Genomic DNA, 13196 nt, shown 5'->3' with positions numbered 1-13196 from the left:
CAGCGGTCATTGCCATGACAGTCAACGAACCCGATCGGGAGTTCCCTTACCGCCGGGAGGACTTCGACGCTATTCGCCAACGGCTGTATCAGGTCGCCGGTATCAGCATGTCCGACAGCAAACAGCAGTTGGTGTACAGCCGAATCTCCCGACGGCTGCGGGCCCTGGGGCTGGCGAGCTTTGCGGACTATCTGATGTACCTTCGGCACCACGGTGAGGAGCAGCAGGAGTTCGTCAATGCCCTGACCACTAACCTGACGGCATTCTTTCGGGAGTCCCATCATTTCGATCTCTTGAAGCGTTACCTGCAGGCCCACGCCGCCCCCGGCCATCGCTTCCGGCTCTGGTGTGCGGCGTCCAGTACCGGGGAGGAGCCCTATTCAATGGCCATTGCGGCGTTGGAAGCTTTGGGGGAGGCTCCACCGGTCAAGATTCTGGCTACCGATATCGATAGCCGGGTACTGGCGGTTGCCGCTGCCGGCATCTATGACCTGGAGCGGGTACGGGATATCAGCCGGGAGCGCCTGAAACGGTTTTTCCTGAAGGGTGCCGGTGGTCAGACCGGTCGGGTCAAGGTTCGCCGGCAACTGCGTGAGCTGGTGGAGTTCCGCAGCCTTAACCTGCTGGCACCGCAATGGTCATTAAAGCCCGGTTTCGACCTGATCTTCTGCCGCAATGTAATGATCTACTTTGATAAGCCCACTCAGGCCCGGTTACTGGATCGGATGCTGGGACTGCTGTCGCCGGAGGGGCTATACATTGCCGGGCATTCGGAGAGCTTTGCCCATATGTCCGATCGGGTGCGGCTGGTGGATAAAACCACCTACCGGGCGGTGCCGATGGCGGGGCGCGAGGTGCGCGCTTGATGCCAACGGTGGGGCAGTGGGCGAGAGACCATTACCTGGACCGCCATTTCGGTCGCATGGCAACCAAACTACTGCCGGGGGAGTACTACGCTACCCGTGATACCGAGGTTATTGTGACCGTGCTCGGGTCCTGTGTGGCCGCCTGTCTGCTGGACCCGGAATCCGGTGTGGCGGGGATGAATCATTTCCTGCTGCCTGACAATGGCGACGGAGATCAGGCGCGTTCGGCTCGTTACGGTGTTCATGCCATGGAGCTGTTGTACAACCAGTTGGTGGCGCTGGGTGCGGATCGGCGCCGTATCCAGGCCAAGGTATTTGGCGGTGGTCAGGTAATTGAGGGCATGACCCACAACCCGGTGGGCCAACGTAATGCTGTCTTTGTGCGTGACTTCCTCGCCCGGGAGGGGATTCCGCTGGTGGCGGAGGATCTGCTGGGGGATTGCGCCAGGAAGGTGTTCCTGTTCACCGATACTGGTCAGGTATGGGTCAAGAAAATTCGCAACTACAAAAACGACACGATCCAGCAACGCGAGCGGCAGTACCGTGAGCGGGCAAAACGGGCAGCCGTTGAAGGAGCCTGGGATCTGTTTGTGCAGTAGCCATATCGGCTTCTTGAGCGGCGGGATCAGGGGAGGACAAGATCATGACCATATCCGTCCTGGTGGTGGACGATTCGGCGCTGATACGGCAGGTGTTGGGGGAGATGATTCGTACCGCTCCCGGCTTTCACCTGGTTGGGGCCGCGAATGATGCCTATGCGGCCCGTGATCTGGTCAATGCTCATGCCCCGGACGTCATCACGCTGGATATTGAAATGCCCCGAATGGATGGACTGTCGTTCCTGGCGAGATTGATGAAAGCCCGTCCCACGCCTGTGGTGATGGTGTCCACACTTACCGAAGATGGCGCCGAGGCAACGCTCAAGGCCCTTGAGCTGGGGGCAGTGGACTTTGTCGCCAAGCCCAAGCTTGACATCCGCCGCAACCTTGAGAGCTATCGCGAGGAGCTGCTGACCAAACTGCGAGCCGCGGCCGCTGCCCGCGATGCCATCCGCCGTCGGGCAGGTCAGAGGTCCGGGGCCAGCCGGCCCGTGCCGACAGAGCTGTCCGTGCAGGGAACGGAGCAGGTGGTGGCGATAGGCGCCTCCACCGGTGGCACCGAGGCCATCAAGACCCTGCTGGAACAGTTACCCATTGGTATGCCCGGGGTGGTCATGACCCAGCATATGCCACCGGGGTTTACCCGCTCCTTCGCGGAACGACTTGATCGCAGCTGCCGGTTGAAGGTGGCGGAGGTCCGAGGGGGGGAACGGATTCTGCCGGGCCATGCCTATCTGGCGCCTGGTGATCGACATCTCCTGGTACAGCGGTCTGGTGCCGATCTGGTCTGCCAGTTGTCGGACGCCGAACCGGTTCATCGCCACCGACCGGCGGTGGATGTGATGTTTGACTCCGTCGCCCAGTGCTGCGGGGCCCGTGCAACTGGCGTTCTGCTGACCGGGATGGGGAAGGATGGCGCCGCTGGACTGCTGGCGATGCACCAGCGAGGGGCCAGAACCCTCGCCCAGGATGAGGCCAGCTGCGTGGTGTATGGCATGCCAAAAGAGGCCGTCAGGCTCGGTGCGGTAGATGAGGAAGTGCCGCTGGGGGCGATGGCTGCGACGCTGGTAGAACACCTGCAGCGAGTCAGTCGGGGGAACCGGGTGTGACCTCCAGCGACGCTGATCAGGCCCTCGGCGACTACATCGGGTCCATGTTTGACCCGCCGTTGCCGCCGGGGCTGAAAGATCTGCAGACGCTGTTCCCGCCATCGGCATCTCCGGAGCTTCGTGGTCGTGCCCTGCAGTGCACCTGGCGGTCCCGCCCGGAGCCGCCCGAGGCAGTAACCGCGGCGTTGTTCCTGTGGCTGTTGTGGCGTCAGCTTCCCCCCGGTGCGCTGCGTCAGGCATTGATACGCCAGGGCCTGATGTTGGTGGTCAATGGTACATCGATGGGACCGGCACTGGCTTCGCGAGAGCGTGTTGACTAGATTGATAGTTGCACACTGGCGGTTGTCCTGGCGCGAAACGTCTCAGTGCCCTTCAGCGGCGCCGTAGAGGGTTGCAGGATACGGTGGCTTTCCCCCATCACAGGGAGTGTTGGTGCTATGGAAAGACCTGGGATGTTTTTCGCGGTGGTCTGGATTTCGTTGTTCTCCATGGCCTGGGCGGGGTTGGCTCGTGCGGAGACGATGGTGTTGTCCACCTTCTCCGGCTCGGGGCTCACGCTGGTGCAGGAGCCCATCATCCGCGAAGCATACCGTCGACTGGGAATCGAACTGGAGATTCTTCAGCTGCCCGCTGAACGGGCGTTGCAGATGGCGAGCCGTGGACAGGTGGATGGCGAGGTCGCCCGGCTGGCAGTGGTTAGGGAGCAGTACCCCAACCTGGTGATGGTGCCGGAGCCGCTGTTTCTGATTGAGAATGTGGTCTTCAGCAAGGACATCAGTTTCCCGGTGGATGGCTACCGGAGCCTGCTGCCATACCAGGTGGTGACTCTCCGGGGCTATAAACACTTTGAAGAGCGGCTGTCGTCCCTGAATGTCGACTTCAGCCTGCTGCCCACCTATGAGCAGGTTTTGCAGACCATCGACAAGAACCGCTTTCAGCTGGCCCTGCTGACACGCCTGGATGGCCTGAAGACGCTGTCCGAGTTAGACGTTAGTGGGGTTTTTGCCCTGGAGCCGCCGTTGGAAGTTGTGCCGGCTTACCACTTCCTGCATCGTAAGCATGCCCACCTGGTTCCACGACTGACCCGGGTCCTGCGGGAAATGAGGCAGGCCGGGGTGATTGAGCAGATCCAACTGCGTGTGCAGCAGGAACTAGTGTCCCGTGTGGTTAATTCGCTGGCCTACTGAACCACTGAAAATGTTGAGAGCAAGGCGCGGTAATGAAGATATGGTGGCTCCATATCGAGTTAGCGCAACGCGGCTATCAACATTTTCAGTGGCTCCCAAAGGGTGCCATTCTGGGGCTCTGGGTCGGTGTTGCCAGCGCTTGATGTGGAACCACCACACCTGCGCACTGGCGCCTTGGCCAAGAGCCCCAGAACGGCGCAGTAGGTCAGCGAATTAACCGCACGGGACACCAGCGGCGGGGGTCAGTCATTGATGCCCGCCGGTGGGTAACCCGACAACAACAATCACCGGGAGTCACCACCATGTCTACGCAAGTTATCCTGCCCCGCCTGATGCAGGTTGGAGCGGAAGCCGCTGCCCAGTTGCCCGAGGTTCTGGCCAGCCTGGGTTGCAACAGGCCGTTGATCATCACCGACCCGATGATGGTCAAGCTGGGGTATGTGGACCAGATTCGTCAGTTGCTCGAGCAACAGCAGTTCCCTGTCGAAGTATTTGCCGATACGGTGCCGGAGCCGACCGTCAGTTCCATTCAGGCCGGCGTTGAGCGGGTGCGGCAGGGCGAGTTCGATTGTCTGGTCGCCCTTGGCGGAGGCAGCCCGATCGATAGCGCCAAAGCCATTGGCATTCTCGGCTGCCATGGTGGCGAGATGCGGGACTACCGCTTCCCACGTCAGGTGAATGAGGCCGGGTTGCCTTTGATCGCTATTCCCACCACCGCTGGTACCGGCTCTGAAGCGACCCGGTTTACCATCATTACCGATGACGATACCGACGAGAAAATGCTCTGCGTAGGCCTGGGGTTCATGCCGGTGGCTGCACTGGTGGATTTTACCCTGACCCTCAGTCTGCCGGCCCGAACTACCGCTGATACCGGTATTGATGCCCTGACCCACGCGATCGAGGCCTACGTCAGTCGTAAGGCCAGCCCCTACAGCGATCAGCAGGCGCTGGCGGCAATGCGCCTGATCGGCCCTAACCTGCGGCGGGTGTATCGTGATGGCAGTGATCGGGAGGCCCGTGAAGCCATGATGCTGGGATCAACACTGGCGGGTATTGCTTTCTCCAACGCCTCGGTGGCCCTGGTTCACGGTATGAGCCGCCCCATCGGTGCGGCGTTCCATGTGCCCCATGGTTTGTCCAATGCGATGCTGTTACCCACCGTCACGGAATTCTCGATCCCGGCGGCGGAGACCCGTTACGCTGACTGCGCCCGGGCCATCGGTGTCGCAGAGGTGGAGGATGGAACAGCCGCTGCCAATGACAAGCTGTTGGCGGAACTGAAGTCACTGAACAAGGATCTGGAAGTGCCTACCCCGGCGGCGTTTGGCATCGAACGCGACGCGTTCTTTGACATCATGGCGACCATGGCGGAACAGGCCCTGCAATCCGGCTCGCCCGGTAACAACCCGCGGGTGCCCACAGCAGAAGAGATCGTCAGCCTGTACCGGGCGTTGTGGTAGCGCGTCACTCGGCCGATTCGTCCAGCAGCTCTTCCCGTTCACGCCGGTATTCCTCGTAGGACCGGTTGTGGGACTGCATACACTGTTCGTAAGCGTCCTTCGGCAGGGTTGGGCAGGCCTGTGTCTGGTTTCGCTGGATCTCCTCGTAGGCCAGTTTTGATGAACAGCCTGCTGTGCTCAGTGCCAGTGTGCACAACAGCAGGCTGGATTTGAGTCTTTGACGCATTGGCTTCTCCCTTTCATGGTTGCCTATACCTGCTTTCCGCCGGAACTCGTTCCAATCACCGTGGACGCGGGCTTTTGGGGCTATGGTAGACTCGAACTGCCTCGAGTCGAGGCTCCAGTATAGTGAATGGGAATGGAGTGGCGGTGCAACAAAGAGACAATCTGATACTGGTAGGCATGCCCGGAAGCGGCAAAAGCACCGTGGGTGTGCTGTTGGCCAAGTCCCTGGCTCTGGGGTTTGTCGACACGGACCTGCTGATCCAGCAGGCCGAAGGGCGTACGCTTCAGGCCATTGTCGACACGGAGGGCTACCAGGCGCTGCGGCGGATTGAGGAACGGGTATTGTGCCAGGTCTGTGGCAGTCAGCGGGTGATCTCGACCGGTGGCAGTGCGGTGTACAGCGAGCGAGCCATGGCCCACCTGGGTGCCATGGGGGTGGTGGTGTTTCTGGAGGTCGCCCTGCCGACCTTGCGTCAGCGCCTGGGCGACTTCAGTCTGCGAGGGATCTCGAAACCGCCCGGGCAATCGCTCGAGGCGTTGCTGGATGAGCGCAATCACCTGTACCGGCGTTACGCCGATCTGACCATTGTCAGCGATGGTCGCAGCCAGCATGAGGTCTGTGAGGCCATCGTGGCGGGGTTGCCGGAGAAGTGGCGAACATCATGAGAATGCGAGCGGTAAAGCGGACGATTGCCCTGGTGGTGTTGATGGTGGGTTTGCTGAGCGGGTGCCAAAGCTGGCAGGAACAGCGCCGTATTGGGGCCATGGTCCAGGCGGTGGATGAGGCGATCGCCCACCCGGCTGATCCTGCGGCCCTGCAAACGGTGGTTCGTTACGGCCTGGATTCCCGACATTACGTGATGATTCGGGGCTGGCTTGCCCTGGAGCTTCAGGGCGTGGAAAGCCAGCTTGCGGCCACCCGTAACCCCGAGGATAAGGCTAGATTCCAGTCCAGGGCGGCCTTCCTGCGTCAGGCGATCCGGCGTATTGATCTAGAATAGATCCTGATCCGGAGCTCCTTAAGCCGACCCGCTGGAACACCGGTGCCTATTAGCGCAATTCGTTCCTAAAGACTTTTGCCAAACCGCCGATAACCTGCCCACAAGGTCGCCGGAACCGGATTCCGGCCCAGGCAGGAGGTTTATCGCATGGCTTTTCCCATCACCGGCCCGGGGACGGATACCCCCAACCGTTTCAATGTTGATACGTCCGCCCGCCGGCAGGCCAGTACACCGGCGCCACGGGTAATGACGGACACCTCGTCATCCCAGGTACGCACTCCCCAGGACGCCATTAACGTACTGAAAACCCGGCTTGACCAGCAAATGCAGCAGGTGCTTGGCAACCCCGAAAAGGGGGCCGCAAGAACCGACGTGCCTGCGTTTGAACCGCCCAGCGCTGCCGATGTTGCTTCTCGCATGCTTGGCTTCGTTCAGGCCCGGCTGCAGCAGGAGGCGGACAGTGGCGCCGACCAGGAACGTCTGGCGAATCTGCTGGAGCAGGCCCGCGCCGGAATCGAGAAGGGATTCGGTGAAGCCCGCGAGCAGATCAAGGCGTTGGGAATGATGAACGACACCCTGGCTGCCGATATCGACGACAGCTTCGGCCGTATTCAGGAGGGCCTGGACGACCTTGAGGCCCGTTTCCTGGGTAATCAGGAGCCCTCCGCCCCCGGTGCGGTGGAACGGTCCTCCATGACACAGGTGGAGGCTTCATCCCGAAATGCCCTGCAGTTTGAGGTGCGGACTCAGGACGGCGACATCGTTACGGTCTCAATGAACGAACGGGCCTACGCCGGTGCCCGAACCTCATCCGTTCAGGGAGAGAATGGCAGTGCCTCCTCATCAACGGCGGTCAGCCTGTTCTCCGGCCGCTATGAGTTTTCGGTGGAAGGTGAGCTGGATGAAGGTGAGCGCCAGGCGTTGACGGAGCTGTTCGAGGATGTTCAGTCTGTCTCCAGCCGCTTCTTTGATGGCGATGTACAGGGCGCGTTTGAGGCTGCCCAGTCTCTGGGAATCGGTGGCGAAGAGCTGGCCAGTTTCAGCCTTAATCTGTCCTCCACCCGCACGGTGCGGGCATCCACCTACGAGTCTGTGGCTCAGCAGAACTCACCTTCAACGCAGCTCAGACCGCTGGGGGATCTGGCCCAGTCGATCCGGCAGCTGGGTCAGGATGCCCTGAACAACGGCTTGGACACCGACACCCTGGGTAGCCTGATGACCCGGATGATGGACGACCTGCGCCAGCTGTCCCGGGGCGATGAAGAGCCCGCGAGCCAGGACTACATGGGCGACTTCTTCAACCAGATCCTGCAGCGTCTGCAATCGACCGGCACCGATGCCGCCGGTACTGAGCCTGGCAGTGATGCCGACAGTGGCGATGCAGATGCAGGGGAGACTGGCGACAGGTCCTCAGAGGCTTCCTGAGTCTGACCTGGCTGTGGGCATAACCAGCCGTTAGTACAGAAAGCGAGCGGGCCATCCCGCTCGCTTTTTTTGTGGTGGTGGGCGCGGTCAGGGGCTACCGACGGCAGGCAGCCTCGGGGGTGTTCGCAACCACCGTGCTGAAGTGATAGCTGTAGTCGTCGCCAATGGCCTGGGTGCCGTCCTCGCCAGCGTGTCTGCCGATGATCCAGGTGTCTGTTTTGGCGATACCGGCAGCGGCATAGGCAGAAATGTCGGTATCGGCGTTGCCGTAAGCGCGAATGATGTCCAGGCCAACTGTGTCTTTCAGATAGCGGACGTAGTCCGTCTTGAACGACAGGGTGTTGGGCGGTATCGGCCCGTCACCGTAAGGGTTGGAGTGATAGTGCCAGGGTAACAGGTCATAGTGGTCGAACCAGGGGCGGGCGTCACTGGTGACCCAGTAGGGACGCGCCGTCAGGTACAGGATCTGGTAGCCTTTGTCGCGGTAGGCTTCGACGGTCTCCGGGGCATAGGCATGGGTCTGCGCGGTCTTGATGCCGACATAGTCAGCGTAGGCCTCAAAGTCGTTGAGGGTCAGTGTGCCGTCGATGTCAAACAACACGGCCTGGCGCCCGGGGTCGACGACGCTCAGGTAGCCATCGACGGTGGTCAGGTCGCCTTCCACCACCATTCTCACCCGGTACTCTCCCACCGCCTTATTGACCGGCACGTAGATTTTGCCATCAGAGTCGGTGCGATAGCGGCCGAGGTACTGCCAATCCGTCATATCACCGCCATACAGGTAGACACGGATGTTTTCGTCTTCCAGGTCTCTGTGCAGGACCGGGTCATAATCAAACTTGCCAATCAGCGTGGCGTCGTTGCCGGCGGCCACAATGGCGTCGTGGATCATGTGCTGTGGGCGGTAGATGCCCGACAGCAGGGTATTGCCAAAGTGGCGAAAGCCTTCGCGGTCCGGCAGTTCCAGTGCCGGGGCAGAGAGGGGCGCGGTATAGTCCGGGCAGCTGTCGGCCAGTGCTGGTGCTCCGGCGACCAGCAGCCCGCAGGTGGTGAAGGCGATGAGGTGCTGTTTCATGGGGAAACTCCTGATTGTTGTTGTGACTGGAGCCATCTGGCTTAGGATAAAAGCCAAACTACCTCGAAAAGGTAGCAAAAACGTGACAGGGTGTCGTAGGCGGTGGTTCTCAGTTTGTCGTTGGCATTGACCAGGTGTCGATTTCTGTGCTCACCATTCGACAAGGGTGTGAGGGCTGGAGCTGATTCTGCATAAGCAGGTGGGTTCAGCCTGAGAGCGTCTGATCATCAAGGAGATTGATATGAGCTACGTTGATGGATTCGTTGCCGCTGTTCCAACGGCACGCAAGGAGGAATACCTGGAGCACGCCCGGCTGGCTGCGACGGTGTTCAAGGAGCACGGCGCCACCAGACTGGTGGAATGCTGGGGAGACGATGTGCCCGAGGGTAAGTTGACCTCATTCCCCATGGCGGTGAAATGCGAGCCTCATGAAACGGTGTGCTTCTCGTGGATTACCTGGCCTTCGAAGGAGGCCCGTAACCGCGGTATGGATAAGGTAATGACCGATCCCCGCCTACAGGGGGAGATGCCTTTCGACGGCAAGCGCCTGATCTATGGCGGCTTCGATATGTTGCTGGATCTGTAGGTTGAGAAAGGCCACACCGTGTGTCGGTGTGGCCCGTACTTTTTAACGCACTAGCAGAAGCGCATTGCTTGAAACGCACCGCTAGAAATGCACGACGTGAGGCCGTACCAGGCGCTCATAATCCTGATAGGTCATCTGCATGACTTCGTCGTGACTGCCGGCATTGAAGGTGATGGTGTCATCTTCCCGTAGATGCTCGCTGACGAAGGTTTCCATACCATACAGGTTGCCAAAGGGTGGCATGGTACCTACGTCACAGTCCGGAAAGGCATTCCGCAGTTCGTCTTCGGAGGCAAGGCTGATGTCATCGGAGCCCAGGGCCCGGCCGAGTTCCAGCAGGTGCACATGGTCCGTTGCGGGCAATACCGCCATGCCGACTTTGCCGTGGGTCTTGAAGATCACGGATTTGGCGAACTCCCGTCCCGGCACATGGGTCACCTCGGCGGTGCGCATGGCATCGGCGGTGGACGGGTGCAGTTCGGTGCGGAATTTCACCGGATGGTCGTCGAGGAAGCGTTGCAGCCGTTCGCTGATCATGGCTCGTCCCTCCTTTCGGGGTGGGTTTGACTCTCCCTGTCGGTGCCGGTGGCCGTGTTACTTCGCTCGTAGGACGCTGGGTAGGCCGGCCTTACCGGTGGTCCAGATTACAGTATAGCGCCGCTTGGCCTGCTCGTATCCGCAAGGGATGCGCTGTTCTTGGTACCTGGGCTGGCAGGAACGGTGCTGGCCAGAAAGCTGGCGATGTTTCGGAACGCCTCTTCGGCCTGCGGCAGTTCCGGGGTAAAGAAATGCCACACGTGCACCATATGAGGCCAGGTCTGCAGTTCGATCGGGGAACCGGCGCGCTCGGCCTTTCGGGCATAGCGGCGGGCATTATCCAGCAGCATCTCGGTCTCGCTGACCTGAATCAGGGTTGGGGGCAGATTGGCGAGCGAGTCCTGCAGAGGGGAGACGGCGGGGTCTGCCGGGCGCACTCGTGCCAGCAGCCACAGCCCCCAGTACAACAGCGGCCGCGGTACCCGGGTCAAAGCGCCGAAAGCCGGTCCCAGCATTGGGTCCGAGGCCAGATTCGCGCGTAGAGAGGGCGAAGTGAAAGACAGATCAGTGGACGGACACAGCGCAACGGCCGCGTCGGCCGGGCGGAGTCGGTGATCCCGCGCCCAGGCCAGCAGGGCCAGGGTGTGGCTACCGCCGGCAGAGTCTCCGGCGATGACCATCGACGTCAGGGGCGCGGGGCCGTGGGGGCCGTTGGTGAGGAGCCAGCGGTAGGCCTGCTGGCAGTCCGCCAGACCCTGATGAAAACGGTGTTCAGGAAACAGTCGATAGTTCACCGCGAATACCGCCATCCCGGTCAACTCAGATAGCCGGGAGGTGATGGTGCGGTGGCTGTAAGCGCTGCCGGCCATCCAGGCTCCGCCGTGGACATACAGCAGACGGCGGTCGGGATCTGCGCCGTCGGCCATGACCCACTCGCCGTCCAGGCTATGGCCGTGGGCATCACAGGTCACCAGTGGCCGAAAGTGGGCCTTGAAGGTTTTGCCATCGCCCAATTGGTCGAGCATCTGGCGCATGGCTTCAACCCTTTGCCGGAACGGCAGGTTGCGCTCCATCCGATTGAACTCGGCCAGTCGCTCCAGCACACTGCGTTGCGCTTCATCCGGTGTGGCCGGCGGGCAGTCCGGGAGCGGTGCATCCAGGTGGCTGTGGTTGCTGCCGCTGAGCCAGAACCGGGTCAGCAGTGCCAACAGAACCAGGGCTGCCAGTATCAGCCAGAACATCACCAATCTCCCCTGAATCATTGTTTTAACGGTCACTTACCACGCTTTGGCAGCTTACCGGAATGACCAATATTACGCATTGAAATAATCTTGCAACATCTGGACAATCCTCGCTCGTTTCTGTTAACCCTGGCATCTCCCCCCACTGTATAAGGCTGCATTCACCTGACCGTCACGCGATTGGTCGGGGCCTTCGGCGTTGTGGCGGCAGGTGCCCATTGCTACCGTGAGGACATACAAATGGGCGGACCATTGGCGGATCTGGTATTCCAGAGCTACGGACGTTGCTGCAAGGACGAGCAGTTCTTCGTCGATTTCTACACCCACTTCATGGCCAGCTCACCGGCAATCAAGGAGCGATTTGCCAATACCGACATGCCGGCCCAGCGCCATCTGCTGCGTAACGGCATCATGCAGCTGGTACTGTTTGCTCGCGGCATGTCGGATCGCAAGCTTCGCGCCCTCGGTGAGTCTCACAACCGCCATGGCTACAACATCCCGGCCGAATGGTATGTGCTCTGGCTTGATTCCCTGATGAAGACCGTCGCCAAACACGATCCCGAGTACGATCGCAGTCTGGAACAGGCCTGGCGGGATGTGCTCCAGCCAGGCATTGACCTGATCAGCGAGGCTTACTGACCGTTACCGGTGACAGCTCCGGGGCGCACTCCAGGCCCCGGGGCTTGCCAACGAAAGGCAGTACACTCGCCAATCCCGCTGCGCCCAGCAGCGCACCCACCCACAGGGGCGATTGCCAGCCCCAGCCTGCTGAAATGGCAGCGCCCCCCAGCCAGGCCCCCATCCCCAGCCCGATATTGATCACAGACGTGTGTACTGTGTTCACCAAAGGACCCGGCAAGGCGATCGCCATGACACGGGCAATCATCGCCGGATTCATCGGAATACCGGTCAGGCCAATCACAATGACCATCGCCAGGCTCATCCAGCTTGATGTGGCATTGAGTGCAAATGTGGCCATGGCAAGTGTCAGCAGGGCCATACCAGCCATCAGGACAGGGTAGGTATGGCGATCCGCCAGTCTGCCCACCACCAGATTGCCGACAACGGTCGCTCCGCCATACATCGCCAACAGCCATGGCAGGTCGGCCTGACGAAAACCCGTCACTTCCGTCAGAATCGGGGCAAAGTAACTGAAGCCGGCAAAGGTCGCACCGATGATCAAGGCACTGGTGCCATAGGCGGCCCAAAGTGCCGGCTTACGGAATTCCGCCAGTTCCTGGCGAAGGCTGGTCGTGGCGGGCGGGTGGCCCGCAGGGGCGAGTCGGGCGATGGCGAGGGTGCAGGCAATGGTGACGCCGGTGACGCTCCAGAAGCTGGCGCGCCAGCCCAGCCATTGCTCGATCATGGTGGTCAGCGGCATGCCCAGCACGGTGGCCAGCATCAATCCGGCAAAGACCAGTGAACTGGCCCGACCGCACCGTTCGGGAGAGACCACCTCGGCGCAGATGGCGAGGGCAATGCCGAAGCAGGCCGACGCCGCCACGCCGGTCACTACCCGTGCGACGGCCATGACGGCATAGCTGTCTGCCTGGGCCGCCAGTGCCTGGGCGATGGCGTAGCAGGCGAGTAGCGCCAACAGCGCGCGCCGGTTTGGCACGCCGCGGTGGAGAATGAGTAGGGTCAGCAGCGGCCCCCCGATAACCATGCCGCCGGCGTAGAGGGAGATCAGTGTGCCGACGTCACTGACGTCAACCGACAGCGCCGAGGCCAGGGCCGGCATCATGCCGGCAACCATAAACTCGGACGTGGTCAGCGCAAACAGGGTAAGACTGAGCAGGTAAACGATGGGAGGCATGGAGGCTCCTGTTGTGGGCTAAAAAGTGGAATGGTCGTTACAAAATTGGGGGCAAAAAATAATTGGTGT

16 protein-coding genes are annotated in these 13196 nt (G+C 61.0%); 11 read left to right on the top strand and 5 right to left on the bottom strand.

Annotated elements, in window-relative coordinates; all coding sequences use genetic code 11:
• Positions 1-14 precede the first annotated feature (14 nt).
• The 6 genes from MLD24_RS02325 to MLD24_RS02300 all read left to right on the top strand — a co-directional run bounded on the left by MLD24_RS02325 (position 15) and on the right by MLD24_RS02300 (position 5221).
• The gene (locus MLD24_RS02325; RefSeq protein ID WP_248163485.1) at positions 15-866 is read left to right on the top strand and encodes a CheR family methyltransferase; all 852 of its coding nucleotides are present in this window, start codon (positions 15-17) and stop codon (positions 864-866) included.
• Positions 866-1465, top strand: coding sequence for a chemoreceptor glutamine deamidase CheD (cheD, locus tag MLD24_RS02320; protein ID WP_248163478.1), 600 nt, complete (start codon positions 866-868; stop codon positions 1463-1465). Before MLD24_RS02325 ends, cheD begins: the two co-directional genes overlap by 1 nt.
• A 44-nt stretch (positions 1466-1509) precedes the next feature.
• Positions 1510-2574 (top strand): protein-glutamate methylesterase/protein-glutamine glutaminase, encoded by a 1065-nt coding sequence (locus tag MLD24_RS02315; protein WP_282450393.1) that lies wholly within the window; start codon positions 1510-1512, stop codon positions 2572-2574.
• Complete coding sequence (locus MLD24_RS02310; protein WP_248163476.1) at positions 2571-2894, top strand: hypothetical protein; 324 nt, start codon at positions 2571-2573, stop codon at positions 2892-2894. The genes MLD24_RS02315 and MLD24_RS02310 overlap by 4 nt, the downstream gene beginning before the upstream one ends.
• Before the next feature lie 117 nt (positions 2895-3011).
• A complete protein-coding gene (locus MLD24_RS02305) occupies positions 3012-3761 on the top strand; it encodes a substrate-binding periplasmic protein (protein ID WP_248163473.1) in 750 nt (249 codons plus the stop codon).
• Positions 3762-4063: 302 nt separating this feature from the next.
• Entirely contained in the window at positions 4064-5221 is a 1158-nt protein-coding gene (locus tag MLD24_RS02300) for an iron-containing alcohol dehydrogenase (protein ID WP_248163471.1), read from the top strand.
• Between the two features lie 4 nt (positions 5222-5225).
• On the opposite strand, the gene MLD24_RS02295 is transcribed toward MLD24_RS02300, so the two are convergent.
• Positions 5226-5447 carry a hypothetical protein gene (locus MLD24_RS02295; protein ID WP_227175184.1) on the bottom strand — a complete coding sequence of 74 codons (222 nt, stop codon included), beginning with the start codon at positions 5445-5447 and terminating at the stop codon, positions 5226-5228.
• 176 nt (positions 5448-5623) lie between these two features.
• On the opposite strand from MLD24_RS02295, the gene MLD24_RS02290 reads away from it, so the two are divergent.
• The 3 genes from MLD24_RS02290 to MLD24_RS02280 all read left to right on the top strand — a co-directional run bounded on the left by MLD24_RS02290 (position 5624) and on the right by MLD24_RS02280 (position 7872).
• Positions 5624-6112 (top strand): shikimate kinase, encoded by a 489-nt coding sequence (locus MLD24_RS02290; protein ID WP_227176063.1) that lies wholly within the window; start codon positions 5624-5626, stop codon positions 6110-6112.
• Complete coding sequence (locus MLD24_RS02285) at positions 6109-6447, top strand: hypothetical protein (protein WP_248163468.1); 339 nt, start codon at positions 6109-6111, stop codon at positions 6445-6447. The genes MLD24_RS02290 and MLD24_RS02285 overlap by 4 nt, the downstream gene beginning before the upstream one ends.
• Before the next feature lie 147 nt (positions 6448-6594).
• Positions 6595-7872, top strand: a complete 1278-nt coding sequence (locus tag MLD24_RS02280; protein ID WP_248163466.1) for a DUF5610 domain-containing protein — start codon at positions 6595-6597, stop codon at positions 7870-7872.
• Between the two features lie 94 nt (positions 7873-7966).
• Here the strand turns inward: MLD24_RS02280 and MLD24_RS02275 are convergent, their stop codons facing one another.
• The gene (locus MLD24_RS02275) at positions 7967-8947 is read right to left on the bottom strand and encodes a lipin/Ned1/Smp2 family protein (protein ID WP_248163463.1); all 981 of its coding nucleotides are present in this window, start codon (positions 8945-8947) and stop codon (positions 7967-7969) included.
• 241 nt (positions 8948-9188) lie between these two features.
• On the opposite strand from MLD24_RS02275, the gene MLD24_RS02270 reads away from it, so the two are divergent.
• The gene (locus tag MLD24_RS02270; RefSeq protein WP_227175188.1) at positions 9189-9533 is read left to right on the top strand and encodes a DUF1428 domain-containing protein; all 345 of its coding nucleotides are present in this window, start codon (positions 9189-9191) and stop codon (positions 9531-9533) included.
• Between the two features lie 81 nt (positions 9534-9614).
• On the opposite strand, the gene MLD24_RS02265 is transcribed toward MLD24_RS02270, so the two are convergent.
• Together MLD24_RS02265 and MLD24_RS02260 are read right to left on the bottom strand one after the other, a co-directional pair.
• Positions 9615-10070: an aminoacyl-tRNA deacylase gene (locus tag MLD24_RS02265; protein ID WP_248163461.1), complete on the bottom strand. Its 456-nt coding sequence runs from the start codon at positions 10068-10070 to the stop codon at positions 9615-9617.
• A 107-nt stretch (positions 10071-10177) separates the two neighbouring features.
• Positions 10178-11311 (bottom strand): alpha/beta hydrolase, encoded by a 1134-nt coding sequence (locus tag MLD24_RS02260; RefSeq protein ID WP_248163459.1) that lies wholly within the window; start codon positions 11309-11311, stop codon positions 10178-10180.
• A 240-nt stretch (positions 11312-11551) separates the two neighbouring features.
• Between MLD24_RS02260 and MLD24_RS02255 the strand changes: the two genes are divergently transcribed.
• Positions 11552-11950, top strand: coding sequence for a globin (locus MLD24_RS02255; protein WP_227175191.1), 399 nt, complete (start codon positions 11552-11554; stop codon positions 11948-11950).
• Here MLD24_RS02255 and MLD24_RS02250 read toward each other — a convergent pair.
• Positions 11934-13127 carry an MFS transporter gene (locus MLD24_RS02250; RefSeq protein WP_248163456.1) on the bottom strand — a complete coding sequence of 398 codons (1194 nt, stop codon included), beginning with the start codon at positions 13125-13127 and terminating at the stop codon, positions 11934-11936. The genes MLD24_RS02255 and MLD24_RS02250 overlap by 17 nt on opposite strands.
• Positions 13128-13196 lie beyond the last annotated feature (69 nt).

Origin of the sequence: Marinobacter xestospongiae (assembly GCF_023156385.1) — a bacterium.
GTDB lineage: Bacteria > Pseudomonadota > Gammaproteobacteria > Pseudomonadales > Oleiphilaceae > Marinobacter > Marinobacter xestospongiae.
The sequence above is the reverse complement of the archived record's forward strand: the minus strand, read 5'-3'. Positions and strand labels throughout refer to the sequence as shown.

What these genes read in the sequence shown, in the direction of transcription:
- MLD24_RS02325 (WP_248163485.1), top strand. Translation starts at nt 15, where the DNA reads ATGACAGTCAACGAACCCGATCGGGAGTTCCCTTACCGCCGGGAGGAC.
- cheD (WP_248163478.1), top strand. Translation starts at nt 866, where the DNA reads ATGCCAACGGTGGGGCAGTGGGCGAGAGACCATTACCTGGACCGCCAT.
- MLD24_RS02315 (WP_282450393.1), top strand. Translation starts at nt 1,510, where the DNA reads ATGACCATATCCGTCCTGGTGGTGGACGATTCGGCGCTGATACGGCAG.
- MLD24_RS02305 (WP_248163473.1), top strand. Translation starts at nt 3,012, where the DNA reads ATGGAAAGACCTGGGATGTTTTTCGCGGTGGTCTGGATTTCGTTGTTC.
- MLD24_RS02300 (WP_248163471.1), top strand. Translation starts at nt 4,064, where the DNA reads ATGTCTACGCAAGTTATCCTGCCCCGCCTGATGCAGGTTGGAGCGGAA.
- MLD24_RS02295 (WP_227175184.1), bottom strand. Translation starts at nt 5,447, where the DNA reads ATGCGTCAAAGACTCAAATCCAGCCTGCTGTTGTGCACACTGGCACTG.
- MLD24_RS02290 (WP_227176063.1), top strand. Translation starts at nt 5,624, where the DNA reads ATGCCCGGAAGCGGCAAAAGCACCGTGGGTGTGCTGTTGGCCAAGTCC.
- MLD24_RS02285 (WP_248163468.1), top strand. Translation starts at nt 6,109, where the DNA reads ATGAGAATGCGAGCGGTAAAGCGGACGATTGCCCTGGTGGTGTTGATG.
- MLD24_RS02280 (WP_248163466.1), top strand. Translation starts at nt 6,595, where the DNA reads ATGGCTTTTCCCATCACCGGCCCGGGGACGGATACCCCCAACCGTTTC.
- MLD24_RS02275 (WP_248163463.1), bottom strand. Translation starts at nt 8,947, where the DNA reads ATGAAACAGCACCTCATCGCCTTCACCACCTGCGGGCTGCTGGTCGCC.
- MLD24_RS02270 (WP_227175188.1), top strand. Translation starts at nt 9,189, where the DNA reads ATGAGCTACGTTGATGGATTCGTTGCCGCTGTTCCAACGGCACGCAAG.
- MLD24_RS02265 (WP_248163461.1), bottom strand. Translation starts at nt 10,070, where the DNA reads ATGATCAGCGAACGGCTGCAACGCTTCCTCGACGACCATCCGGTGAAA.
- MLD24_RS02260 (WP_248163459.1), bottom strand. Translation starts at nt 11,311, where the DNA reads ATGTTCTGGCTGATACTGGCAGCCCTGGTTCTGTTGGCACTGCTGACC.
- MLD24_RS02255 (WP_227175191.1), top strand. Translation starts at nt 11,552, where the DNA reads ATGGGCGGACCATTGGCGGATCTGGTATTCCAGAGCTACGGACGTTGC.
- MLD24_RS02250 (WP_248163456.1), bottom strand. Translation starts at nt 13,127, where the DNA reads ATGCCTCCCATCGTTTACCTGCTCAGTCTTACCCTGTTTGCGCTGACC.